Here is a 22,714-nt window from a genome sequence, read left to right as displayed (position 1 = left end):
GCCTTGGGGATGCGCTCCTCCGTGGAGATGTAGGAGAACAGGGGGCCGGTCCTCTCCTGTTGGCCGCGCATCTGCTCAGTGCCGTTACTCCATTCTCTCGCGGCTGGCCAGGTTTTTCATCAGTCTCTTAGGCCCGGGGTTTGATCAACTGCAGAACCTGCAGACCTAGACCCCCTGCACGCCGTTCGCAGTCGAGCGCCTCAAGGATCGCCCGGGCTGAAACGTCGAGTTCACCTTCCAGGGCCGCCATCCGCGCCTGTTCGTTGAGGGTGGCCGCCTTGAGCAGCAGGCGCTGACGAGCGCTGGGGTCGGACAGCGGCGAGACGCTGGACCTTGGACGTACAGAAGCGTCCAGCGTCAGGGTGACGGGAGCAGAAGGGCTAGAGACAATCATGATCAGCGAGGATTTCGCACTATCGAAAACATTCACAACGGGTCAGTTGGCAACCAACGGATCCCTTCGTTTTGAGATCTTACTCCACAACATATCGATGACGCCCGTTTGGACGGAACTGAGCGTCAAAACGTGAGGAAGGGATGGGATGGCCCCGACTTGTCAGGTGCCGGGTTCCTCGTGATTACCCCCTAGGGCGGCAATCTGGCAGCGCAGCTGGTCCGAGCGCTGCTCGTCACCCCGGGTGAGGGCGACAGCGAGGGCGAACTCAAGTTTCTCGAGCTGATGATCGCCTTCTTCCTGGGAATGGCTGCGTAACTGGCAGTGAGGCGCAGGGCTGGCCGCACGTGAAGCCGAGTTCTGCCCGTGAACGGGGCTGGAAGAGGACTGGTAAGGGGAGGTGGGGAAAGCCATGGCCCGCTTTCTTTTCATTTTGACACCCCTGACCAGGGGGGTGCGTGGACTCAGGCGGCGGAGGGGTAGGGGACGTCGTCGGGGCTTTCATAGACAGGGGGCGCCTCGGAGGGCGCCTCGGAGCTGACGCCGATCTCCAGCAGATGGCGGCAGTCCTGCAGCAGCCGCTCGACGTTGTCGAGGCTGGCCAGTTCTTCCGGCTCCGGGCGGGCCTGGTTTGACGCCTGCAGTTCCACCGCCGCCAGACGCTGCTCCAGGGTCACCAGGCGCTGGGAGAGGGCATGGATGGTTTCGGCGAGATCTTCGGCATTGCGGCTGATGCGGAACGACACCGAGGCGGGGGCCATGACAAGGAGAGCGACTGTTCTGAGCCGCATGACAACACACCCGGGCGAGCCTCTCAAGCACCAGTGGCAGGGATCTCCCAGAGTGGGCCCTGTTGATCAGGCTCAGCGGCGATGAACCATCCCTGGCATCTCTTGCTTTATGTGATGGCGGGACTCACCGGTGGTCTGCTGGCCCTGCGCACCGGCATTCCGGCAGCTCCCCTGGCCGGGGCCCTGCTGGGGGCCGCCCTGGTCAGCGTGACGGGCCGGCTCGAGGTGGCCCAATGGCCGCTCGGGTCCCGCACCCTGCTGGAAATCGGCATCGGCACGGTGATCGGTACCGGCCTCACCGGCACGGCCCTGATGGAGCTGCGTCAGCTGTGGCGGCCCGCCCTCCTGATCACCTTCACCCTGGTGCTCACTGGCCTGGTGGTGGGCCTGGGCTGCAGCCGACTGATGGGCGTTGACCCGGTGGTGGCCCTGCTGGGGGCGGCCCCGGGGGGCATCAGCGGCATGAGCCTCGTGGGGGCGGAGTTCGGCGTGGGGGCGGCCGTGGCCACCCTGCACGCGGTGCGACTGATCACCGTGTTGGTGATCCTGCCGCTGGTGGTGCGGCTGGTGCTCCCCGCCGCTGCCGCTCCACCGGGCGGCTGACCACCCTGGACAGGAGCGCAGGGGTCGATACGTTGGGCCACCTTGTTCTTCCCTTGCGGTCCGATGGCCACTCGCCACTTTCTCCCACGCCGACTGGGCCCCCTCGTCCTGGGGGCGGCAGTCGGCCTGCTGGCCGCCAACGGCACCGCCCAGAGCGCCCACGCCGGCAACAACATTGACGGGCCCGGGGGCAAGGGCGCCCAGGTGTATTGCTTCATGCGCAACAACGGCAATGTCCACGAAGTCAGCTGGACGGCCTCCTACGCCCTGATCAAGCGCCAGAGCGCCGGGATGTTCAAGACATCCCCCGAACATGCCGCGGTGATGATCACCGAGGCGGTGGTCCAGAACCCCAGCACCTTCCCCGATTGCGGCCGGTTCCTCGGGGATCTGTATGCACCGCGCTCCTCCGGCACGACCGCCACCAGCCCCGAACCCAGCCCGACCTCCATCTCGGTCGTCGGCGGTGGTAAGGCTGGTGACAGCGGCATGACCCGGAGTGAGCGTTACAACTGAGCGGCCCGGCCGGAACGCCTCCAACGCACCCCAGCAGAGCCGACGGCCGCCTCTGGTGCTGCTGTTGGCCCTTCTGCTTGCTGGCTGCGTTGAGCAGCCCTTGCCCCAGCGGCCCATCACCCGCGAGGACTGCCTGCGCTCGGTGAACCTGGAGGATCTCCCCAGCGCCCTGCAGCAGTGCGACAAGGTGGTGTCCGCCTTCCCGAAAGATCCCGGCCCGCTGAACGAGCGGTTCCTGCTGCACACCCTGGCCGGTAACACCGCCGCCGCGTGCCGGGACATCGCCCAGGCCATCACCCTGACGGCCGGGGTGCCCAAGACCAACCTGGACCCGATCCTGCGCCAGGACCTGGAAGTTCGGCAGCGCAGCTGCAGCGAAGACGGCCCCGCCGGTCAAGGCGGCTGAGGAGCCGCGGCACGGCCTAGCCGCGCTCGAGCCACTGGCGCACCAGCGCCGGCAGGGCCTGCTGGCGGCGCAGGGCGTCACGACCCTGCAGCAGCAGGGAAATCCGCTCGGCCTTGCTGGCGATCAGATCGTCCACCAGCCGATCGGCGACGCCCAGCTGCAGCCAGTGGCTGGTGAGCGCGGCCCCCATGCCGATCCGGTGGCAGCGGTCCTCGGCCTGCTCGGCGTCGCCCGGGGTCCAGGGTCGCTCCACCAGCACCACGTGCCGGGCCCGGTGCAGGGTGAAGCCCAGGCCCCCGGTGCCATAGGTGGCGATCAGCACGGGGCTGCGGCCCGACTGAAAGGCGTCCACCAGCCTCTGCCGTCGAGCCGGGGGCACGGCGCCGACCAGGGGACCAGCGTCGTCCCCCTGGCCCAGCTGTCGGTGCAGGGCCAGGGCGGTGGCCACGAAGGCCGTGAACACCACCACCGCTTCACCGCCGCCCAGCAGCGCGGCCACCAGCTCGGTGGTGGCCGCCAGCTTGTGATAGGAGGCGATCTGGCGCAGGGCCGTGAACACGGCCAGGGCTTCGGCATCGCGGCGCACCTCGCCGGCCCAGGCCCGGCGGCGGTAGTCGTCGATCCGCTCCTGCAGGGCCCGCTCGAAGGCTTCGGCGGCCTCGGCGTCGAGGCTCACGGGCCGCTCCAGCCGCTGCTTGGGCGGCAGGTCGAGGCACTGCCCCTTGCGCCGATGCAGCACCAAGGGCCGCACCAACCGCTGCAGCTCCTCCAGCTGGCTGGCACCACTGGCCTGCCAGATCCGCCGCCCCCCCTGCTCTCGCCAGTGCCCCTGGCAGTAGCGCTCCTCAAAGTGGCGCTGGTCGGCCCCGAGGGGGTGGCCGATGGCCGCCAGCAGGGGAAACAACTGGACCGGCCGCCCATTCTTCATCGGCGTACCGGTGAGCAGCCAGATCGCCCGCAGGCGCGGATGGCGGGCCAGCCGCAGGAACGCCTGGGTGCGGGCGGCGTGGAGGGTCTGGGCGAAATGGGCCTCATCAGCGATCAGCACCGTGCCGGCGGCCGGCAGCTCGGCGGGCAACCGGGCCCAGCTGTGCACCTCCAGGCGCAGACCCAGCCCCGCCGCCTCCTGCCGCCAGTGGTGGTGCAGCCCCGCCGGGGCCACCACCACCAGCCGGCAGTCGGCCAGGCGCACCAGGGCACGACCGGCCACCAGGGCCGTGAGGGTCTTACCGAGGCCCATCGCATCGGCCAGCACAGCCCCGCGCCGGGCCAGCAACCAGCGCACCGCTTGCCGCTGGTGGCGGAACAGCCGGCGGCCATCGGGCAACGCCTCGTCGGCGGCGGCCGCCGCCACCAGGGCCCGGTGCGGGGGCAGAGGGGGCAGGGGCTGCCCCAGCCAGGTGAACCACTGGTCCAGTTCCGCCGTGACCGGAATGCGACCGGCGCACTGCCGCTGCAGTGCCGCGGCCGCCTCCAGGGGGAACTGCCAGCAGCCACGGCGGCTGAGCCAATGCCCACGGGGGCGGATGGCCCGCAGCTGCGCCTGGGTCACCGCATCGAAGGGGCTGACGACTTCGATCAGACCCGAGGCGCCCAGGCGCATCTGCACCAGGGGGGAGACCAAAGCGGCAAAAAGCAATCAAGAACACATTGACACCCGGGGCGCTGAGGGCAAACTTCCGCCAACCGAGGCGCGCTGATGCAGGCCAGGGATGGAGTCTTTCTCGAAGATCTCTGCCCCAAGCTGCGAGCGCGACGATGGCGACAGTCGCTGCACCGGATGACCGGGCGCCGCTGCCTCTATTGCGGCGAGGCCTCGGAATCCATCGACCACGTGCATCCGCTCAGCCGCGGCGGCGAGAGCATCACCGAAAACTGTGTGCCGGCCTGCCTGGGTTGCAACGGCCGCAAGGGCGACAGCGACGCCTTCACCTGGTACCGGAGCCAGACCTTCTACGACCCACGCCGGGCGATGGCCCTGCGGGCCTGGACCGATGGCGACCTGCGCCTGGCCCTGCGCCTGCTCCAGTGGGTGGCGCCCGTTGAACCGGAGACGGCCACGGCGGCCGAAGCTGAAGTGACTCACCAGACCCGGCAGGCCTCCACGCCGTTGTGGCGGTGGCAGATGGCCTCCTGATCGCGGGGCTGCTCCGGCGCCAGCAACACCGCCCCCAGCACCAGCCCCACGGCCAGCAGCAGGGGGGTGGCGGCCCGCGAGCGAGGCACCGAGGCCAGACGGGGGCTGCCATTGAGGGGGCTGCCGTTGAGAGGTCGCGCCGGTGCGAGGCCGACAGGGAGACTGGCTCCGAATGACGAGGTGGTCACGGGATGGGAAACAGACAGTGATACAGATGTACTGATGACGACGCCAATTGTCAACCCGGTTACCGTTGCCGATCAAATCGATCACCCGGCGCTGCCCGCTGCTGCTGCCTCCATCAGCCGACTTCTGGTGCTCGGCGGGGGCTACACCGGGCGGCGTGTGGCCCAGGCGCTGGAGGCGGCCGGCGTGCCGGTGCTGCTCACCCACCGCCAGCCCTCCCCCAGCGGCCACGACCCGGGCTGGCTGCACTTCGATCCCGACCAGGGGGCGCTGCCCACCCAGGCGGACCTGGCCGGGGTCAGCCATGTGCTGGTGACGATCCCACCCAATGCCGGCGGCCGGGATCCGGTGCTGGAGTCGCTTGAAGCCCAGCTGCGGCGCCTGGAGCCGGCCTGGGTGGGCTACCTCTCCACCACCGGGGTCTACGGCGACACCGGTGGTGCCTGGGTGGACGAAACGAGCCCCACCCAGCCGCTGCTCGAGCGGAGCCGGGCCCGGCTGGCCTGCGAGCAGGCCTGGCGGCGCAGCGGCCTGCCGGTGCAATTGCTGCGGCTGCCGGCCATCTACGGACCGGGCCGCAATCCGATGCTGAGCCTGCGCAACGGCACGGCGCGGCTGATCCACAAACCGGGCCAGGTGTTCTCCCGGGTGCACGTCGACGACATCGTCGGTGCGGTGCTGCACAGCATCGCCCTGGCGCCCCAGGCCCGGCCGGACACCCTGATCCTGGCGGACACCTTCCCGTGCCCCTCCAGCGAGATCCTGGGCCTGGCCGCCCACCTGCTGGGCTGCCGGCTGCCGGAGGTGCAGCGCTACACGGACGTGGAATCCAGCCTGGGATCCATGGCCCGCAGTTTCTGGAGCGAGAATCGACGGGCCAGCAGCCGGCTTCTCCGTGAGGACCTCGGCTACCGCCTCCTCTACCCCACCTACCGGGAGGGCCTGTCGTCCTGCAGCGGCGACTTCTTCTGAGCACCGAACATCTCTGGATCCAGCAGGTTGGAAGCGCCCGTGTCCTTGCCCATCTTCTGCCAGTCCACCACGATCCATTCGTTGCGGAAGGCGACCCCACCACCCAGCAGCAGCGCCCCCAGGATCAGCAAGCGGAACATGGACCGACCCCGACAACGTCCGATGGCATGAAAACTACAGCGGATCGCCTTGTCATCGCCCTGGGGGATCCCGCCGGCATCGGCGCCGAAGTGACCCTCAAGGCCCTCGCCCGGCCGCGCCCCGCCGGCCAGAAGGTAGTGCTGGTGGGTTGTGCCAGCTGGCTGCGCGACTGTCATCGCCAGCTGCTTGCGTGCAGCGACGCCCCCCTGGCCGAGCCCGACGACTTTGCCCTGGAAGATGTCCCCCTGGAGCAGCCGGTCGTCCCCGGGGTCAGCAGTCCCGCCGCCGGCGCTGCCAGCTTCGCCTGGTTGACACGGGCCGTGGAGCTGGTGGGGGCCGGCGGCGGCCGGGCCCTGGTGACCGCCCCGATCGCCAAGGCCAGCTGGCAGGCAGCCGGCCATGCCTATCCCGGCCAGACGGAGCGGCTGGCGGAGCTCACCGGCAGCGCCGACGCCGGCATGCTGTTCACTGCCCTGGCTCCCGGGGGCGGCTGGCGGCTCAACACCCTGCTGGCCACCACCCATATCCCCCTGGCCGAGGTGAGCGGCCGGCTCACAGCGGAGCTGGTGGTTCGTCGGCTGGAGGCCCTGCTGGCCTTCTGCCAGCGGTTTGAGGCCCAGCCGCGGCTGGTGGTAGCGGGCCTCAACCCCCATGCAGGGGAAGGGGGCCATCTGGGCCGAGAGGAGCAGGACTGGCTGATCCCCGCCCTGCGGCACTGGCAGGATCTGCATCCGGAAGTGCGGCTGCAGGGGCCCATGCCCCCGGACACCTGCTGGTTGGAAGCGGCGGCGGCCTGGAGAGGCGAAGGCGAGGGGGCGGACGGCTACCTGGCGCTCTACCACGACCAGGGGCTGATCCCCGTGAAGCTGCTGGCCTTCGACGCCGCCGTCAACACCACCCTGGGGCTGCCTTTCCTGCGCACCTCCCCCGACCACGGCACGGCCTTCGGGATCGCCGGCCGGGGCGTGGCCCGGGCCGACAGCATGGCGGCGGCGATCCGCACCGCCTGGGACCTGGGTTAGCCCGTCTTGATCCGCATCAGCACCTGGCCGAATTCCACCGGGGTGCCGTTCTCCACCAGGATCTCCACCACTTCGCCGCTGAACTCACATTCCAGCTCGTTCATCAGCTTCATCGCCTCAAGGATGCAAATCGGCTGACCGGCGCTGATGCGGCTGCCCACCTCCACGAAGGCGGCTTCGCCCGGTGCCGAGGAGCGGTAGAAGGTGCCCACCATCGGGGCGGTGACGGCCTGCAGGTCGCTGCGCACCGAGGCGGCCGGGGGCGGCGGCGCCGAGGGGCCTGGGACGACGCCGACCGGGGCGGCGGGCCCAGGCTCCAGCGGTGGCGGCCCTGCCGGGGCCTGCACCATGGTCACCGTGGCCGGTGCGGGGGACGGCAGGTTGCGGCGCACCTCCAGACGGAAATCGTCGCCCTCGAGCTTGAGCTCCTGGATGTCGCTCTCGCCGAGAAGGGCCAGCAACTGACGCAGTTGGTCGTGATCGAGCTGCATGGCGATCAGGTCTCCCGGCCCAGGTAGCTGTCGGTGCGGGTGTCGACCTTGATCTTCTCGCCGATGGTGATGAACAGGGGCACCATCACCTGGGCGCCGGTCTCGACGATGGCGGGCTTGGTGCCACCGGTGGCGGTGTCGCCCTTGACGCCGGGGTCGGTCTGGGTGACTTCGAGCACCACCGAATTGGGTAGCTCCACCTCCAGGGGCTTGCCGTTCCAGGAGACGACGCTCACCTCCATTCCTTCCTTGAGGTATTTGCGGCCGTCACCAATCTGCTTGGCGGTCAGACGCGTCTCCTCGTAGGAGGCCATGTCCATGAAGACGTAATCATCACCTTCCATGTAGGTGTGCTGAAGGGTCGCCTTCTCCAGCTGGGCCTGGGGCATGGTCTCCCCGGCGCGGAAGGTCTTCTCCACCACGTTGCCGCTCTGCACGCCCTTGAGTTTGGTGCGCACAAAGGCCGACCCCTTGCCGGGCTTGACATGCAGGAACTCGACAACGCGCCAGACCTGGCCATCCAGTTCGATCGTTGTGCCGGTACGAAAGTCGTTGCTGGAGATCATTCCGGCGGATCGGATCGGGGGATTGTACGTCTGGCTACAGGCCCGCCCTTGCGCCGTGGTGGGGGAGGCCAGGGCCGGTTGTGCCAAAGTCCAGGCAGTCACAAGGGAAGCATGGACCGGCGACGCAGGCCCACCGGGTTCACCACCACGCTGGGGGCCAGCCTGGCCCTCCTGCTGACCCTGCTGCTCGCGGTCCCCGCCGCCTGGGCCTACCTGCCCCAGGGAAACGCCGTCAGTGATCCGACCGCCCTGCTGCGCAATGCCCTGCCCATCGACCAGGGCGATCTTCAGAAGCTGCAGCACCGGCTGGAGGACACCAGCGACGACCTGCGGGCCAAGCGCTGGACCAGCCTGACCGGGTCCGTGCGTCGGGCTGAGTCCCAGCTGGGCAGCAGCCGGGAGAGGATCCTGGCCAGCTTCGATCCCGCCGACCGGGCCAGCGCTGAAGCCCTGCTCACCGACGCCGCGGCGCATCTGCAGGATCTGGCCGCCGCGGGCGAAGCCCAGGACCGGGACCAGTTCCTGGCGGCCCGCCGCGAAGCCCTGGCCGACATCGGCCGCGCCGAAGGTCTGCTGGTGGGCCCCTTCCCCTTCGCGATCCCGCCGGAGTTCGATGCCCTGCCACGGCTGCTCGGCCGCGCCACCGTGCGGCTGACCACCACCAAAGGCGACCTGATCACCGTCGTGGACGGTTACAACGCGCCCCTCACCGCCGGCGCCTTCGTGGATCTGAGCCAACGCGGCTTCTACGACGGCCTGACGTTCAACCGCGCCGAAGACTTTTACGTGCTGCAGACCGGTGATCCCACCGGCCCTTTGACGGGCTACGTGGATCCGGCCACCAAGCAGGAACGCCAGGTACCCCTGGAAATCAAGGTGCCCGGCGAGGAGGCCCCCTTCTACAACCAGACCTTCGAGGATCTGGGCCTGTTCAAGGCCGAGCCGGTGCTGCCCTTCGCCAGCAAGGGCACCCTGGGCTGGGCCCACTCCGACGAGGCCCTGGGCGACGGCTCCTCCCAGTTCTTCCTGTTCCTGTTCGAGCCGGAACTGACCCCCGCCGGCCTCAACCTGATCGACGGGCGCTATGCCGCCTTCGGCTACGTGGTCGAGGGCCTGGACGTGCTCGAGGAGCTCACCGCCGATGACGGCATCGTCAAGGCCACAGTGATCGAAGGGGCCGACAACCTGCGCCCCCATGCCTGAGGGGCCCACCCTGGCGGAACTGGGTGAAACGGAGCTGATCCGGCGGCTCGGCGTCTTCGCCCCCCGGGGCCAGTTCGGCGATGACGCCGCCCTGCTGGGCCCAGCCCTGCTCGGCCCGAGCGGCGGGGGCGATCTCCAGCTTGTGGTCAACACCGACGTGCTCGTGGAGGACGTCCATTTCAGCCCCGCCACGATGGGCGCCAGGGATGTGGGCTGGCGGGCCGCCGCCGCCAACCTCTCCGATCTGGCGGCCATGGGCTGCCGCGACGCCGTGGGGCTGACCGTGGGCCTGGTGGCCCCGGGCCACACCCCCTGGGCCTGGGTGGAGGGGGCCTACGCCGGCCTGACGGAGCTGCTGGGCGCCCATGGGGGCGTGCTGCTGGGGGGAGACTGCAGCGGCGGCCGCCAGCGGCTGCTGGCCATCACCGCCCTTGGCCGGCTGGGCCACGGCTGCGGCGGGCCGATCCGGCGTGGGGACGGACAGCCAGGCGACCAGCTGGTCTGCACCGGTGTCCATGGCCTCAGCCGCCTGGGCCTGGCCCTTCTGCGGGGGGAGCCGCTCCCGGCCCTGGCGCCAGCCATCCAGGAACGAGCGGTCCGCGCCCATCGGCGGCCCGTGCCCCGTTTCGATGCGGTGGCGGCCCTTGGCTCCAGCCGGCCTGAAGCCCTGCCCTGGCGCGTGGCCGGCTGCGACAGCAGCGACGGCCTGGCGGCGGCAGCCACCTGCCTGGCGGTGGCGTGCGGCTGCACAGCCCTGCTGAAGCGCGAAGCACTGCCCCTGGCCGCGGAACTGGAGGGCCTGGCCGCCGCCGAAGACTGGTGCCTCTGGGGAGGTGAAGATTTCGAACTGGTGCTGGCTCTGGAGCCGGCCTGGGCGACAGCCCTGGTGGACAAACTGCCCGGCTGCCACTGCATCGGCTCTCTGGAGGCCCCCCGTGTGGATGGCCCCCTGGCCTGGTCAAACAGGGGAGGAGCCATCGCCCCCCGTTCAGCCAGCTTCCAGCATTTCAACTGAACCCAGCGCGCAGACTCACTTCCAGTTGCGGGCCACCACTTCGGCCAGGTCGACGACACGCTGGCTGTAACCCCACTCGTTGTCGTACCAGGCAATCACCTTCACCATGTTGTCGCCCATCACCAGGGTGAGGTCGGCATCCACGATCGTGGATTCATCGGTGCCGGCGTGATCGGTGGAGACCAGGGGCAGATCGCAGTACTTGATGATCCCCTTCATCCCGTTCATGGAGGATTCCTGAAGAACGGCATTGACTTCTTCCTTGGTGGTGCCGCGGCTCACTTCAAGGACGAGGTCGACCACCGAAACGTTGGGGGTGGGAACGCGCATGGCAATGCCATTGAGCTTGCCCTTCATCGGCGGGTAAACAAGGGCCACAGCCGTGGCGGCGCCGGTGGAGGTGGGGACGATGTTGACGGCGGCCGCACGGGCACGGCGCAGATCGCGATGGCTGGCATCGAGGATGCGCTGGTCACCGGTGTAGCTGTGGGTGGTGGTCATCATGCCCTTGACGATCCCAAAGCTCTGGTCGAGAACTTTCACGATCGGCGCCATGCAGTTGGTGGTGCAACTGGCATTGCTGATGATGTCGAAATCCTCGTGGCGGTACTGATCGGCGTTCACGCCCACCACGAAGGTTCCGACGCCTTCCCCCTTGCCCGGCGCCGTGATCAGCACCTTGCTGGCGCCGGCCTCAATGTGCTTTCCAGCTCCCTTCTGGTCGATAAAGACGCCGGTGGCTTCGATCACCAGATCCACGCCCCACTCCTTCCAGGGAAGGTTGAGGGGATTGCGATCAGAGAAACATTTGATCGGCTTGCCGTTCACGACGATGGTGTCATCGGTGTAGCTCACTTCCGCGTTGCGGATGTGGCCAAGCATCGTGTCGTACTGGAGCAGGTGGGCGTTGGTCTTCGGATCGGACGTGTCGTTCAGACCGACAACTTCGATGCCAGTGTTCTCACCGCGGCTGAGCCAGCAGCGCATGAAGTTCCGACCGATTCGGCCAAATCCATTGATCGCAACGCGCAAGGTCATGGCAGAAAGCGGTGGAATCCGCTAGCAAGGGGGATTTTGGCTGCCGATCATACAGAAATGGGGTCCTGCTCTTTCCCGCAGCCACAGGCCCCGGATCGGACGGTCGGCAAAGCGCAGTATCCCGCAAAGGGGGGAGGGGGGACCTGCCGTTATTTTCGGCAAGGCCTGGAGTCCCCCTTGATCCCAAAGCTTGATCGCCGTCAGCCGCTCCATTTCATCGGGGCCGGTGGGATTGGCATGTCCGCCCTGGCGGGGATCCTGGCGGAACGGGGCTTCCAGGTGAGCGGCTCCGATCCCCGTCCCAGCCCGGTGCTGGAGCGGCTGCGGTCCGCTGGGGTGCGGGTGTTTCAGGAGCAGACCGCCGCCACCATCGCCGCGGTGATGGCTGGGCTGGAGGAGACCCAGGGCGGAGCCGCGTCGGCCCTTCTCGTGGTGATCAGCTCAGCGGTGCCCGCCGCCAATGAGGAACTGGCCGAGGCGCGGCGGCGCGGACTGGTGATCGTGCACCGCTCCGACGTGCTGGCGGCCCTGATCAATGACCAGCCCTCGATTGCCGTGGCCGGCAGCCACGGCAAAACCACCACCAGCACCCTGATCGCCACCTTGCTGGAGGCCGTCGGCGAGGACCCCACCGCCGTGATCGGCGGCATCGTGCCGGCCTTCGGCAGCAACGGCCGCCATGGCCAGGGGCGGTTACTGGTGGCGGAAGCCGACGAATCGGACGGCTCCCTGGTGAAGTTCACCCCCCGGCTCGGGCTGCTCACCAACGTCGAACTCGACCACACCGACCACTACCCGGACCTGGCTTCGCTGGTGGCCACCCTGCAGCGCTTCGCCAGCGGCTGCACGACCCTGCTGGCCAACCGGGACTGCCCGGTGCTGCGGGAGCACTTCCAGGCCGCCAGCTGGTGGTCCACCTGCAGCAACGAGGCGGTGGACTTCGCCGCCATCCCCCTGGAGGAGCGGGGTGACGGCACCCTGGCCACCTGGTATGAGCACGGGGTGACCCTGGGCACCCTGGAGGTTCCCCTGCCTGGCCGCCACAACCTGAGCAACACCGTGGCGGCGATGGCGGCCTGTCGACTTGAGGGCGTGCCCTTCGAGGACCTGCGCCAGGCGGTGGCGAGCCTGCGTCCCCCCGGGCGCCGCTTCGACTGCCGCGGCCTCTGGCAGGACCGGGCGATCGTTGACGACTACGCCCACCATCCCAGCGAAGTGGCGGCCACCCTGGCCATGGCCCGGCTGATGGTGGACAGCGGCCGCAGTCCACTGCCGCTGGTGCCCCGCCGGCTGGTGGCGGTGTTCCAGCCCCATCGGTATACCCGCACCGCCCAGTTCCTGGACGACTTCGCCGCCGCCCTGATCCACGCCGATGCGGTGCTGCTGGCACCCCTCTACGCCGCCGGCGAGGCCCCGATGGCGGGGATCTCCAGCCCGGCCCTCGCCGAGGCGCTGCGGGCCCTCGCCCCCGACCTGCCGGTGGCGGTGGCGGTCAGCATGGAGGGGCTGGCGGAGCTGGTGGCCAGCGGCACCGGCCCGGGCGACCTGGTGCTGGCCATGGGGGCCGGCGACATCAACAGCCTCTGGGAGCGCCTGGGGGCCTTCGATGAGCGCGAACATCCCTCGGCACTGGTGGCCTGAGGGGATGGTCACGGCCCCGTTCAGCCAACCGCGTCCATCGGTCTCCCTGCGGGAGTTCACCACCTGGAAGGTCGGGGGGCCCGCCGCCTGGTTCGCCGAACCCGCCGACCAGGAGGCCCTGATCGCCCACGCCGCCTGGGCGGCGGCCGCGGGCCTGCCCTTCCGCTGCATCGGCGCTGGCTCCAACCTGCTGATTGCCGACAGCGGCCTCGACGGCCTCACCCTGTGCAACCGCCGCCTGCAGGGCAGCCGCCTGGATCCCGGAGAGGGCTGGGTGGAGGCGGAGGCGGGCGAGCCCATCCCCACCCTGGCCCGCAAGGCCGCCCGCAGCGGCCTGCGGGGGCTGGAGTGGGCCGTGGGCATCCCTGGCACGGTGGGTGGGGCCGTGGTGATGAACGCCGGCGCCCAGGGGGGCTGCACCGCTGAATGGCTCGCCTCGGTATGGGTGCTGGATCCGCGCAGGCCCGAGGCCCCCTTCCGCCTGGAGGCCGCCGATCTGGCCTTCGCCTACCGCCACAGCCGTCTGCAGGACGAGCCTCTGCTGGTCCTCTCGGCCCGGTTCAGGCTGGAGCCCGGCCACGACCCGGCGACCCTCACGGCCCGCACCAGCGCCAACCTGCAGAGCCGCACCAGCACCCAGCCCTACCAGCAACCCAGCTGCGGCAGCGTGTTCCGCAACCCGGAGCCGCTCAAGGCGGGGCAGCTGATCGAATCCCTTGGCCTCAAGGGGCTGAGCATCGGCGAGGCCCAGGTGTCGCCGATCCACGCCAACTTCATCGTCAACACCGGCTCCGCCACCGCCGCCGACATCGACGCCCTGATCCGGCTGGTGCAGCAGCGGGTGCTGGAAGGCTGCGGCGTGCGCCTGCATCCAGAAGTCAAACGGCTGGGGTTCTAGCCTGAGCTCCTACGTTGACCCTCTGGCATGGCCGGCTTCGGACTTCCCAACTTCGGACAGCTGACCGAGGCCTTCCGCAAGGCCCAGCAGATTCAGCAGGACGCCCAGAAGCTCCAGGAAGAGCTTGATGCGATGGAGCTGCAGGGCAGCGATCCTGAGGGCCGCGCCAGTGTCTGGCTCACCGGCAACCAGCAGCCCCTGCGGGTGGCGCTGAGCCCCGAACTGCTCGGCGAACCCGCCGAAACCGTGGAAGCGGCCGTGTTGGCGGCCCTCTGCAACGCCTACGAGCTCTCCACCACCACCATGCGTGAACGGATGGAAACCCTCACCGGTGGCCTTGATCTCAATCTTCCCGGTCTGGGGAACTGACGTCCCCATCCAGCGCCGTCAGGTTCTGCTCCAGCGCCTGACGCCGGGTGCTGCGGGAGGAACGGCGCAGCTGGGGATCGAGCAGGGGCTCGAGGCGGTCGCCCCGCTGACGCAGACCGCCATCCCCCGCCCGCGTCTGACCGGCGCGGGAGCGGGCCCCCGCCAAAGCCTCCACCTCCTCCAGGCAGCGGCCGTAAATCGCGTAACGGTCCCAGGTGTCCCCCACGGCACAGCCGGGATCCCCCTGGTGGCGACAGTTGGCGAAACGGCACGGGGAGGCCCTGAGCCGGGCCAGCAGCTCCGGGAAGGCCGCCGCGAGGCTGTGGGGGTCGCCGGGCAGGGCGGGGGTGTTGAAGCCCGGTGAATCGGCGACCAGGGCCCCCGGAGCCAACGCAAACAGTTCGACATGCCGTGTGGTGTGGCGTCCCCGGCGCAGCCGTCCGGACACGGCAGCGACGCGCAGCTCCAGGGCGGGGACCAGGGCATTGAGCAGGCTGCTCTTGCCCACCCCGGAAGGGCCACAGAGCACGGCGATGCCCGGCTGCCCCAGGTGGCTCCGCAGCGCCGACAGGCCAGCCCCGGTGCGCGAGGAGATCGCCACCGTTGCATAGCCCCAGCCCTCCAGCCGGCGACACCAGGCCTGCACCTCGGCCGCCGGCAGCAGGTCGGCCTTGCTCAGCACCACCTGCACCGCCTGGCCGGTGGCCTCCGCGGTGATCAGGAACCGGGTGAGCTGCAGGGGATCGAGACCCGGCTCAGCCACGGCCACCACCACCAACACCCGGCTGACGTTGGCGACCGCCGGCCGCTCCAGCAGATTGTGGCGGGGCTCCAAACCCACCACCGACCCCCGCCGCGCCCGCCAGTCGATGGACGCCACCGTCACCCGGTCTCCGACGCACACCTGCTGGCCGCTTTTGTCGAGCCGGGAGCGGCGGGTGCACAGCAGGCGGCCCTCGTCGCCGAGCTCGGAGGGCCCCTCAAGGGCCACCAGGCAGTAGTTGGCCTGCAGGGCGACCACCCGACCCGGCAGCGGCTCAGCCCCCATCCCGTCGCACCAGAAGCCGAACCCCCTCCCCTGCGGCGAACGGCGAGGGGACGACCGTCTGCACCGTGTGACCCTCAGAGCGCAGACCTTCGGCCACCATCTGCTCCGGTTCACCTGGATCCAGGTCGATCTGGAGCCAGCCCCCCGATGGCAGCGTTTCCAGGGCCAGACGTGCCCGGATAAAGTTGACCGGGCAGGCGGTGCCCCGCAGATCGAGGGCCACCGGGTCGTTCAACCGAAGAGGCCGCCGAACAGGCCGCTCTTGTGGTGGTGGCGTTGGCCCTTGCTGGTGTGGTGGCCGGCGAGTTGCTCGAGCAGTTGTCGCTCCTCACCATTGAGCTTGGTGGGCAGCTGCACCTTGATGGTGAACTGATGATTGCCGCGGGCCACCGGATTGCCCAGGCGCGGAATTCCCTTGCCCTGCATGGTGATCACGGCCCCGGGCTGGGTGCCGGGGGGGATCACCAGCGGCTCCTGACCGTCGACGGTCTCCACCTCGATCGTGTCGCCCAGGATCGCCTGGAGGTAGTTGAGCGACACCTCGGAATGGATCGTGACCCCATCCCGGCGCAGATGGGGGTGGGCCTGGACCGTGAGGAAGACGTAGAGATCACCCGCCGGGCCACCCCGCTGGCCGGCGTTGCCCTCCTGGCCAACCCGCAGCCGGGTGCCCGAGTCGACACCGGCAGGGATGTTGATGCGGAGCTTCTTGCGCACCTGCTGCAGGCCCTGACCGCCGCAGGCGGAACAGGGATCGGCGATCACCTGGCCGGTGCCTTCGCAGGTGGGGCACGGCGCCACCTGGGTGAAGTTGCCAAAGGGTGTCCTGGTGGCCCGTCGCACCTGGCCGGCGCCGCCGCAGGTGCCACAGGTGGTGGGGCCGCTGCCCGCCTTGGCCCCCGAGCCGCTGCAGGTGGTGCAGGTCTCGAGGTGGCGGATCTGGACGTCCTTCTCGCTGCCGAAGACGGCCTCGCTGAAGCTGATGGTGAGATCGAGGCGCAGATCGTCGCCCTGGCGCGGTCCGCGGCGACGTGCGCCACCGGCGGCAGCGCCCCCGGCCCCACCGAAGCCACTGAAAAAGGTTTCGAACAGGTCGGCGAAGCCCCCCATGTCGCCCATGTCGGGCATACCGCCGCCACCGCCCAGGCCGGCCTCGCCGAACTGGTCGTAGCGGGCCCGGGCCTGGGGATCGCTGAGCACTTCATAGGCCCGGCCGATCTCCTTGAAGCGATCCTCTGCCGCCGGATCCTTGTTGACATCCGGGTGGTACTGGCGGGCCAGACGCCGGTACGCCTTCTTGAGGCTGTCGGCATCCACATCCCGGCCGACACCGAGCAGCTCGTAGTAATCGGCCATCAGTCGGACTGCCCCTCACTGGGGGGAGCCGGGACTGCGGCGGGGCCGGTGGCGCCGGAAGGGCCGGGCCCCATCGACACCTTGACCAGGGCGTGCCTGAGCACGCGTCCATCGAGGTGGTAGCCCCGCTGCAGCTCCTCGATCACCACGTCCTCCGGGTGTTGCTCACTGGGTTCGCGCAGCACGGCTTCGTGAAGGCTGGGATCGAAGGGTTCGCCTTCCACCCGCATCGGCGAAACCCCCAGCTGCTTGAACACATCAACCAATTGTTTATAGAGGTTCTGATAGCTGCGATGCAGGTTCTGGGCCTCTTCGCTCTGGGGATTGAGCTGCTGGCGGGCCCGGTCGAAGTTGTCGACCACCGGCAGGATCTCGGTGAGGGTCGTGCAGGTGATGTGCAGGCGCTGATCCTCCTTGTCGCGGCTCTGGCGCTTGCGGAAGTTGTCGAAGTCGGCGGCGATGCGCATGTACTGGCCCCGCAGCGACTCGTTCTCGCTGCGCAGGGCGGCCAGTTCGGCCTCGAGCTGGCCGAGGCGCTCAGAAGGCTCTGCGTCGGGGGATGGCGGGGCCTGGGAACCCTGATCAGCCACCGTCCCGGCGGCTTCGGCGTCGGGGGTCGCCTGCAGGGTCTCGAGGAGCGCCTCCACCCGGGCCGCGTCGACCGCGCCCTCCCGGGGATCGATCTGTTCCTCATGGGGGGGAGTGATGTCGCCGGTCATGCGTTCTGGCAGGGATGTCAGATCCAGTTATGTTGAATGCCGAGGAGCCCTCTCCACAAGCGGTGGAAGCCCGCACCTCGGCCCCAGGCTTCGCTCCCGATCTCCGTCGATGCCATCAGAAGGTCTCACCCAGCGTCCGCAGGTCACCGGCGCGGAGCACACGTCCCTGTTCCGCGATCTCGACCTGGGCCAGGCTGCCACCCCCGGCGGCCAGATCGCACCGGAAACCGAGGACCTCGAAGCCAGCGGCACCGGTGAGGGGATTTCCCCGGTGATGAGCCTGGTGGACCGGATCCTGGTCGAGTCACTCACCACCGGCGCCAGTGACATCCACGTCGAACCGCAGGAAGACGGCCTGCTGATCCGTTTCCGCCAGGACGGCGTCCTGCGCAGCATCGACAAGCTGCCCCGCACCCTGATCCCTGCGGTGACCTCTCGCTTCAAGATCATGGCCGACCTGGACATCGCCGAGCGGCGGATGCCCCAGGACGGCAGGATTCGCCGCACCTTCCGTGAGCGCACGATCGATTTCCGGGTCAGCACGCTGCCGGGCCGTTACGGCGAGAAGGTGGTGCTGCGGCTGCTCGACAGCGGCGCCACCCAGCTGGGCCTGGACAGCCTGATCACCGACGACGAGGCCAGGGAGACCCTGCGGGACATCGGCTCCAAGCCCTTCGGCATGATTCTGGTCACCGGACCCACCGGCTCCGGCAAATCCACCACCCTTTACGCCCTGCTTTCGGAGCGCAACGACCCCACAATCAACATCTCCACGGTCGAAGACCCGATCGAGTACACCCTCCAGGGCATCACCCAGACCCAGGTGAACCGGGAGAAGGGCTACGACTTCAGCCTTGCCCTGCGCGCCTTCATGCGGCAGGACCCCGACGTGCTGCTGGTGGGGGAGACCCGCGACCTGGAAACCGCCCGCACGGCCATTGAGGCGGCCCTGACCGGCCACCTGGTGCTCACCACCCTGCACTGCAACGACGCCGCCAGCGCCTTCGCCAGGCTCGATGAGATGGGGATGGAGCCCTTCCTTGTGAGCGCTTCGCTGCTGGGGGTGGTGTCCCAGCGACTGCTGCGCCGCCTGTGCAGCGAGTGCCGTATCTCTTACCACCCGCACCACGGAGAGCTGGCCCGGTTCGGCCTGGTGGCCTCCGACGAGAGCGACATCACGTTCTACCGCGCCAACACGGTGTTGCCGGGCTCAGAGGGCTGCTGCAGCACCTGCCAGGGGCGGGGCTACAAGGGCCGGGTGGGGGTCTACGAGATCCTGCGCATGAACGAGACCCTCTCCGCCGCCGTGGCCAAGCGGTCGACGACCGAAGAGCTTCGCCGCCTGGCCCTGGAAAGCGGCATGAAAACCCTGCTGGGCTATGGCCTTGACCTGGTGCGGCAGGGGCTGACCACCCTTGAAGAGGTGGAACGGATGCTGCTCACCGACACGGGCCTGGAATCGGAGCGGCGGGCCCGGGCCCTGAGCACCCTCACCTGCCGCAGCTGCGGCGCCGGGCTTGAGGACGAATGGTTGGAATGTCCCTACTGTCTGAGCGTTCGGAGCTGAGCACGTGGACCTTCTGATCGAGGACCTGATGCAGGAACTGGTCAAGGCCGGAGGCAGCGACCTGCATCTGTCCGCAGGCAATCCGCCCTACGGCCGCTTCAGCGGTCAGCTGAGGCCGATCGTCCAGGACACCAAGCTCAGCGAGGAAAGCTGCAACCGGCTGATCTTCTCCCTGCTCAACAACGCCCAGCGCAAGAATCTCGAACAGAACTGGGAGCTGGACTGCTCCTACGGCCTCAAGGGCGTTGCCCGTTTCCGCATCAACGTCTACCGCCAGAGGGGCACCTACGCAGCCTGCCTGCGGGCGCTTGGCAGCTCCATCCCCAGCCTGGAGAAACTCGGGCTACCGCCCATCGTCGAGGAGATCAGCACCAAGCCCAAGGGCCTCGTCCTGGTCACAGGTCCCACCGGTTCCGGCAAGACCACCACCCTGGCCTCATTGATCGAGCACATCAACGCCACCCGTTCGGAGCACATCCTCACCATCGAGGATCCGATCGAATTCACCTACAGGAACAACAAGTCGATCATTCACCAGAGAGAACTCAACGAGGACACCCGCAGTTTCTCCAATGCCCTGCGAGCGGCCCTGCGTGAAGACCCCGACGTGATTCTGGTGGGGGAACTGCGCGACCTGGAGACGATCCAGCTGGCGGTCACCGCCGCCGAAACCGGCCACCTCGTCTTCGCCACCCTGCACACCAGTTCCGCCTCCCAGACCGTGGACAGGATGGTGGATGTGTTCCCAGCCGAGCAGCAGACCCAGATCAGAGTGCAGCTGAGCGGCAGTCTCCTGGCCGTGTTCTCCCAGACCCTCTGCAAGAGCGCCGAGCCCACCTCCAACGGGGCCTTCGGCCGGGTGATGGCCCAGGAGATCATGATCAATACTCCCGCTATCGCCAACCTGATCCGGGAAGGAAAGAGTTCCCAGCTCTATTCCCAGATCCAGACAGGCGCCAGCCAGGGCATGCAGACCCTTGAACGCGCCCTCGCCAATCTGGTGGAGGACGGCAAGGTCAGCCGCGACGAGGCCCTGATGAAAACCACCAAACCCGAGGAGCTCGTGCGGCTTCTCGACCGCTGAGGAACGCCATGACCGCCTTCGTCGTTACCTACACCACCAGGTCCGGCCAGCGCCGGGAGATGACGCTGACGGCGGACAACCCTTCCGTGGCGCGGAGGGAACTGCGCCGCCGCGGCATCCTGCCGAACACCCTGGTGCGCAAGGAGGCACCGAAGATACCCCAGGGGGGCGTCAAGAAAGCGAACTCCTCCTTCAGTGGTCTGGCCGACCTGCTGGAGGGCCCGGTGACGATCCGGGACAAGGCCCTGTTCGCCAACAAGCTCTCCGCCCTGGTTGACGCGGGCGTGCCCATCCTGCGCAGCCTCGACCTGATGCGGATGCAGCAGAAGTCCACCAAGATGCGCCTGGCCCTGGCGGGCATGACCCAGGACGTGAACCAGGGCGACAGCCTGGGTAACTCCATGCGCCGCTGGCCGAAGGTGTTCGACAACCTCAGCATCGCCCTGGTGGAGGCGGGGGAAGCCGGCGGGGTTCTTGACGACACCCTCAAGCGCCTGGCCAAGCTGCTGGAGGACAACGCCAAGCTCCAGAACCAGATCAAGGGGGCCATGAGCTACCCGGTCACCGTGCTGGTGATTGCGATCGCGGTGTTCCTGGGCATGACCATCTTCCTGATCCCGACCTTTTCGAGCGTCTTCGACCAGCTGGGGGCGGAACTGCCCCTGTTCACCCAGATGATGCTCAATCTGAGTAATTTCCTGCGCTCCTGGAAGGCCCTGATCCTGGTCGGAGCCCTGGTGGGCATTGCCTTCTGGGTGGTCGCCACCTACAACACCCCGATCGGCCGCCGTCAGATCGACGGGCTGCTGCTGAAGCTGCCCCTGTTCGGAGAGCTGCTCGTTAAATCGGCCAGTGCCCAGTTCTGCCGCACCCTGAGTTCCTTGTCCAAAGCAGGTGTGCCGATCCTTCTTTCCCTTGAGATCGTGAGGGAAACAGCCACCAACTCCGTGATTTCCGATGCCATCATCTCCTGCAAGAACGAGGTGAGTGAAGGCATGCCGCTCAGTGCCGCCCTGCGGATGAAGAATGTGTTTCCGGAAATGTGCGTGAACATGCTCGCCATCGGAGAGGAAACCGGAGAAATGGACGCCATGCTTTCGAAAGTGGCCGACTTTTACGAAGACGAGGTGAGCACCATGGTGAAGGCCATGACCTCCATGCTGGAGCCGGCCATGATCGTGCTGGTGGGCATCATCGTGGGATCAGTTCTGCTGGCGATGTACCTGCCGATGTTCTCCATCTACGAGCACGTGCGCTGAGCCGCCAGCGCCTGTCCCGCCAGCCAGCCCGAACTCCAGCAGTGCTGGAAGTTGAAGCCGCCGGTGACCCCGTCCACATCCAGCAGCTCCCCCACCAGGAACAGCCCCGGCTGGAGGCGACTTTGCATCGAGGCCAGGTTGACTTCCGCCAGGGGGATGCCACCGGCGGTCACAAACTCCTCGCCGAAGGGCCCCCGGCCTGAGATGCGGTAGCGGCTGTCCCGCAGGGCGGTGATCAGGGCCTGCTCGCTGCGGCGGGGCAGATCGGCCCAGCGCAACGTGGGTTCCACGCCGCCCTGGGCCAGCAGATGCAGCCAGAGGCGGCGGCTGAGGTCGGGCCAGGGGCGCCAGTTGCCGAGCTGACGGCGGGCCTGGTCGCGGCGGGCGGCGGCGAACCACCCCTCCAGCTCCGCCGGCTTGCGGCCACCGGTCCAATCGACCCGGAGCTCGGCGCGGTAGCGGCGCTCCCGCAGGACACGGGCAGCGAAGGCCGTGAGCCGCAGGGTGGCCGGGCCGCTGAGGCCCCAGTGGGTGATCAGCACCGGCCCCCGCTGCCGCAGGGGCTTGGTGGCGTTGGTGGCGGGTCCCGGCAAAGGCGTCAGTAGAAGCTCCAGCTGCACCGGATCCATGGCCACCCCGGCCAGGTCCACCAGGGGGTGGTCGGCCAGGGTGAGGGTGAACAGGGAGGGCACAGGCGCCACCAGGCCATGGCCCAGGGAGGCGGCGATGCGGTGGCCGCTGGGGTGGCTGCCCGTGGCGAGCACCAGGTGCTCGGCCACCACCTCGGCCCCCGAGCGCAACCGCAGCCGGAACCCCCCGCCGGGGAGGGCCTGGGCCGTCTGGCCCGCCTGGGTTGTGTGCAGCACCACCCCTGCGGCGATCGCCGCCTGGCGCAGGGTGTCGACCACCGAGGAGGAGCGATTGGAGCGGGGAAACAGGCGGCCGTCGGCCTCCTCCACCAGCTGGAGGCCATGGGCCTGGAACCAGGCCACGGTGTCGGCGGTGGCGAAGCGCGAGAAGGGCCCCCGCAGGGCCTTACCACCACGGGGGTAATGGTCCACCAGGACGCGCGGATCCCAGCAGGCATGGGTGACATTGCAACGGCCACCGCCGCTGATCAGCACCTTGTGCAGCGGTTCGGGGGTGGACTCCAGCAGCAGCACCCCCCCGGGGAAGCGACCGCCGGCAGCTTCGGCGGCCGCAATGGCGGCCATGAAGCCCGCCGGACCACCTCCCACCACCACCACGGAGGCACGGCTGGGCAGCATGGGGCGATGGAGCACAACTACCGC

27 protein-coding genes are annotated in these 22,714 nt (G+C 68.7%); 14 read left to right on the top strand and 13 right to left on the bottom strand.

The window, feature by feature from the left end; all coding sequences use genetic code 11:
- Positions 1-127: 127 nt before the first annotated feature.
- Positions 128-394: a hypothetical protein gene (locus KBY95_RS15355; RefSeq protein ID WP_254966160.1), complete on the bottom strand. Its 267-nt coding sequence runs from the start codon at positions 392-394 to the stop codon at positions 128-130.
- 464 nt (positions 395-858) lie between these two features.
- Positions 859-1,155: a hypothetical protein gene (locus KBY95_RS15345; protein WP_254966158.1), complete on the bottom strand. Its 297-nt coding sequence runs from the start codon at positions 1,153-1,155 to the stop codon at positions 859-861.
- Between the two features lie 111 nt (positions 1,156-1,266).
- On the opposite strand from KBY95_RS15345, the gene KBY95_RS15340 reads away from it, so the two are divergent.
- The 3 genes from KBY95_RS15340 to KBY95_RS15330 all read left to right on the top strand — a co-directional run bounded on the left by KBY95_RS15340 (position 1,267) and on the right by KBY95_RS15330 (position 2,710).
- Complete coding sequence (locus KBY95_RS15340) at positions 1,267-1,788, top strand: AbrB family transcriptional regulator (RefSeq protein WP_254966157.1); 522 nt, start codon at positions 1,267-1,269, stop codon at positions 1,786-1,788.
- A gap of 63 nt (positions 1,789-1,851) precedes the next feature.
- The gene (locus tag KBY95_RS15335) at positions 1,852-2,304 is read left to right on the top strand and encodes a DUF6554 family protein (RefSeq protein WP_254966156.1); all 453 of its coding nucleotides are present in this window, start codon (positions 1,852-1,854) and stop codon (positions 2,302-2,304) included.
- A 100-nt stretch (positions 2,305-2,404) separates the two neighbouring features.
- The gene (locus KBY95_RS15330; RefSeq protein WP_254966155.1) at positions 2,405-2,710 is read left to right on the top strand and encodes a hypothetical protein; all 306 of its coding nucleotides are present in this window, start codon (positions 2,405-2,407) and stop codon (positions 2,708-2,710) included.
- A 16-nt stretch (positions 2,711-2,726) separates the two neighbouring features.
- Here KBY95_RS15330 and KBY95_RS15325 read toward each other — a convergent pair whose 3' ends face one another.
- Positions 2,727-4,313: a DEAD/DEAH box helicase gene (locus tag KBY95_RS15325; protein WP_254966166.1), complete on the bottom strand. Its 1,587-nt coding sequence runs from the start codon at positions 4,311-4,313 to the stop codon at positions 2,727-2,729.
- 96 nt (positions 4,314-4,409) lie between these two features.
- Here KBY95_RS15325 and KBY95_RS15320 point away from each other — a divergent pair, with 96 nt between their 5' ends.
- Complete coding sequence (locus tag KBY95_RS15320) at positions 4,410-4,847, top strand: HNH endonuclease (protein WP_254966154.1); 438 nt, start codon at positions 4,410-4,412, stop codon at positions 4,845-4,847.
- Here the strand turns inward: KBY95_RS15320 and KBY95_RS15315 are convergent.
- Positions 4,793-5,035, bottom strand: a complete 243-nt coding sequence (locus KBY95_RS15315; RefSeq protein WP_254966153.1) for a serine protease inhibitor — start codon at positions 5,033-5,035, stop codon at positions 4,793-4,795. The two genes, KBY95_RS15320 and KBY95_RS15315, sit on opposite strands and share 55 nt — an antisense overlap.
- Positions 5,036-5,069: 34 nt before the next feature.
- Here KBY95_RS15315 and KBY95_RS15310 point away from each other — a divergent pair, with 34 nt between their 5' ends.
- Positions 5,070-6,005 carry an NAD-dependent epimerase/dehydratase family protein gene (locus KBY95_RS15310; protein WP_254966152.1) on the top strand — a complete coding sequence of 312 codons (936 nt, stop codon included), beginning with the start codon at positions 5,070-5,072 and terminating at the stop codon, positions 6,003-6,005.
- Here the strand turns inward: KBY95_RS15310 and KBY95_RS15305 are convergent.
- Entirely contained in the window at positions 5,963-6,145 is a 183-nt protein-coding gene (locus KBY95_RS15305; RefSeq protein ID WP_254966151.1) for a hypothetical protein, read from the bottom strand. The two genes, KBY95_RS15310 and KBY95_RS15305, sit on opposite strands and share 43 nt — an antisense overlap.
- Before the next feature lie 27 nt (positions 6,146-6,172).
- Between KBY95_RS15305 and pdxA the strand changes: the two genes are divergently transcribed.
- The gene (gene pdxA, locus KBY95_RS15300; RefSeq protein ID WP_254966150.1) at positions 6,173-7,168 is read left to right on the top strand and encodes a 4-hydroxythreonine-4-phosphate dehydrogenase PdxA; all 996 of its coding nucleotides are present in this window, start codon (positions 6,173-6,175) and stop codon (positions 7,166-7,168) included.
- Here the strand turns inward: pdxA and accB are convergent.
- Both accB and efp read right to left on the bottom strand, forming a co-directional pair.
- Positions 7,165-7,659 carry an acetyl-CoA carboxylase biotin carboxyl carrier protein gene (gene accB / locus KBY95_RS15295; RefSeq protein ID WP_254966149.1) on the bottom strand — a complete coding sequence of 165 codons (495 nt, stop codon included), beginning with the start codon at positions 7,657-7,659 and terminating at the stop codon, positions 7,165-7,167. The genes pdxA and accB overlap by 4 nt on opposite strands.
- 5 nt (positions 7,660-7,664) lie before the next feature.
- A complete protein-coding gene (gene efp, locus KBY95_RS15290; RefSeq protein WP_254966148.1) occupies positions 7,665-8,225 on the bottom strand; it encodes an elongation factor P in 561 nt (186 codons plus the stop codon).
- Positions 8,226-8,336: 111 nt separating this feature from the next.
- On the opposite strand from efp, the gene KBY95_RS15285 reads away from it, so the two are divergent.
- A complete protein-coding gene (locus tag KBY95_RS15285; RefSeq protein ID WP_254966147.1) occupies positions 8,337-9,428 on the top strand; it encodes a peptidylprolyl isomerase in 1,092 nt (363 codons plus the stop codon).
- Positions 9,421-10,443 carry a thiamine-phosphate kinase gene (thiL, locus tag KBY95_RS15280; RefSeq protein WP_254966146.1) on the top strand — a complete coding sequence of 341 codons (1,023 nt, stop codon included), beginning with the start codon at positions 9,421-9,423 and terminating at the stop codon, positions 10,441-10,443. The genes KBY95_RS15285 and thiL overlap by 8 nt, the downstream gene beginning before the upstream one ends.
- 15 nt (positions 10,444-10,458) lie before the next feature.
- On the opposite strand, the gene KBY95_RS15275 is transcribed toward thiL, so the two are convergent.
- Positions 10,459-11,481, bottom strand: a complete 1,023-nt coding sequence (locus KBY95_RS15275) for a type I glyceraldehyde-3-phosphate dehydrogenase (RefSeq protein WP_254950126.1) — start codon at positions 11,479-11,481, stop codon at positions 10,459-10,461.
- Between the two features lie 180 nt (positions 11,482-11,661).
- On the opposite strand from KBY95_RS15275, the gene murC reads away from it, so the two are divergent.
- Genes murC through KBY95_RS15260 form a run of 3 tightly spaced genes read left to right on the top strand, consistent with a single transcriptional unit; the run spans position 11,662 to position 14,389 of the window.
- The gene (murC, locus tag KBY95_RS15270) at positions 11,662-13,122 is read left to right on the top strand and encodes a UDP-N-acetylmuramate--L-alanine ligase (RefSeq protein ID WP_254966165.1); all 1,461 of its coding nucleotides are present in this window, start codon (positions 11,662-11,664) and stop codon (positions 13,120-13,122) included.
- A gap of 4 nt (positions 13,123-13,126) precedes the next feature.
- A complete protein-coding gene (murB, locus tag KBY95_RS15265) occupies positions 13,127-14,020 on the top strand; it encodes a UDP-N-acetylmuramate dehydrogenase (RefSeq protein WP_254966145.1) in 894 nt (297 codons plus the stop codon).
- Between the two features lie 27 nt (positions 14,021-14,047).
- Positions 14,048-14,389 (top strand): YbaB/EbfC family nucleoid-associated protein, encoded by a 342-nt coding sequence (locus tag KBY95_RS15260; RefSeq protein ID WP_254950123.1) that lies wholly within the window; start codon positions 14,048-14,050, stop codon positions 14,387-14,389.
- On the opposite strand, the gene rsgA is transcribed toward KBY95_RS15260, so the two are convergent.
- Genes rsgA through grpE form a run of 4 tightly spaced genes read right to left on the bottom strand, consistent with a single transcriptional unit; the run spans position 14,364 to position 17,512 of the window.
- A complete protein-coding gene (gene rsgA / locus KBY95_RS15255; protein ID WP_254966144.1) occupies positions 14,364-15,437 on the bottom strand; it encodes a ribosome small subunit-dependent GTPase A in 1,074 nt (357 codons plus the stop codon). The genes KBY95_RS15260 and rsgA overlap by 26 nt on opposite strands.
- Positions 15,427-15,672 (bottom strand): sulfurtransferase TusA family protein, encoded by a 246-nt coding sequence (locus KBY95_RS15250; protein WP_254966143.1) that lies wholly within the window; start codon positions 15,670-15,672, stop codon positions 15,427-15,429. Before KBY95_RS15250 ends, rsgA begins: the two co-directional genes overlap by 11 nt.
- On the bottom strand, positions 15,669-16,793 hold the full coding sequence (gene dnaJ / locus KBY95_RS15245; RefSeq protein ID WP_254966142.1) for a molecular chaperone DnaJ: 1,125 nt from the start codon (positions 16,791-16,793) through the stop codon (positions 15,669-15,671). Before dnaJ ends, KBY95_RS15250 begins: the two co-directional genes overlap by 4 nt.
- Positions 16,793-17,512 (bottom strand): nucleotide exchange factor GrpE, encoded by a 720-nt coding sequence (gene grpE, locus KBY95_RS15240; protein ID WP_254966141.1) that lies wholly within the window; start codon positions 17,510-17,512, stop codon positions 16,793-16,795. The genes dnaJ and grpE overlap by 1 nt, the downstream gene beginning before the upstream one ends.
- Positions 17,513-17,621: 109 nt before the next feature.
- Between grpE and KBY95_RS15235 the strand changes: the two genes are divergently transcribed.
- Genes KBY95_RS15235 through KBY95_RS15225 form a run of 3 tightly spaced genes read left to right on the top strand, consistent with a single transcriptional unit; the run spans position 17,622 to position 21,422 of the window.
- Positions 17,622-19,079, top strand: a complete 1,458-nt coding sequence (locus KBY95_RS15235; protein ID WP_254966140.1) for a GspE/PulE family protein — start codon at positions 17,622-17,624, stop codon at positions 19,077-19,079.
- Between the two features lie 4 nt (positions 19,080-19,083).
- On the top strand, positions 19,084-20,163 hold the full coding sequence (locus KBY95_RS15230) for a type IV pilus twitching motility protein PilT (RefSeq protein WP_315858945.1): 1,080 nt from the start codon (positions 19,084-19,086) through the stop codon (positions 20,161-20,163).
- An 8-nt stretch (positions 20,164-20,171) separates the two neighbouring features.
- Complete coding sequence (locus KBY95_RS15225) at positions 20,172-21,422, top strand: type II secretion system F family protein (RefSeq protein ID WP_254966138.1); 1,251 nt, start codon at positions 20,172-20,174, stop codon at positions 21,420-21,422.
- On the opposite strand, the gene KBY95_RS15220 is transcribed toward KBY95_RS15225, so the two are convergent.
- The gene (locus KBY95_RS15220) at positions 21,404-22,690 is read right to left on the bottom strand and encodes an NAD(P)/FAD-dependent oxidoreductase (RefSeq protein ID WP_254966136.1); all 1,287 of its coding nucleotides are present in this window, start codon (positions 22,688-22,690) and stop codon (positions 21,404-21,406) included. The genes KBY95_RS15225 and KBY95_RS15220 overlap by 19 nt on opposite strands.
- Positions 22,691-22,714 lie beyond the last annotated feature (24 nt).

Origin of the sequence: Cyanobium sp. Aljojuca 7A6 (assembly GCF_024346455.1) — a bacterium.
In the GTDB taxonomy this organism is placed as follows: domain Bacteria; phylum Cyanobacteriota; class Cyanobacteriia; order PCC-6307; family Cyanobiaceae; genus Cyanobium.
Note: the sequence above shows the minus strand (reverse complement) of the source record. Positions and strands in the feature narration are given on the sequence as shown.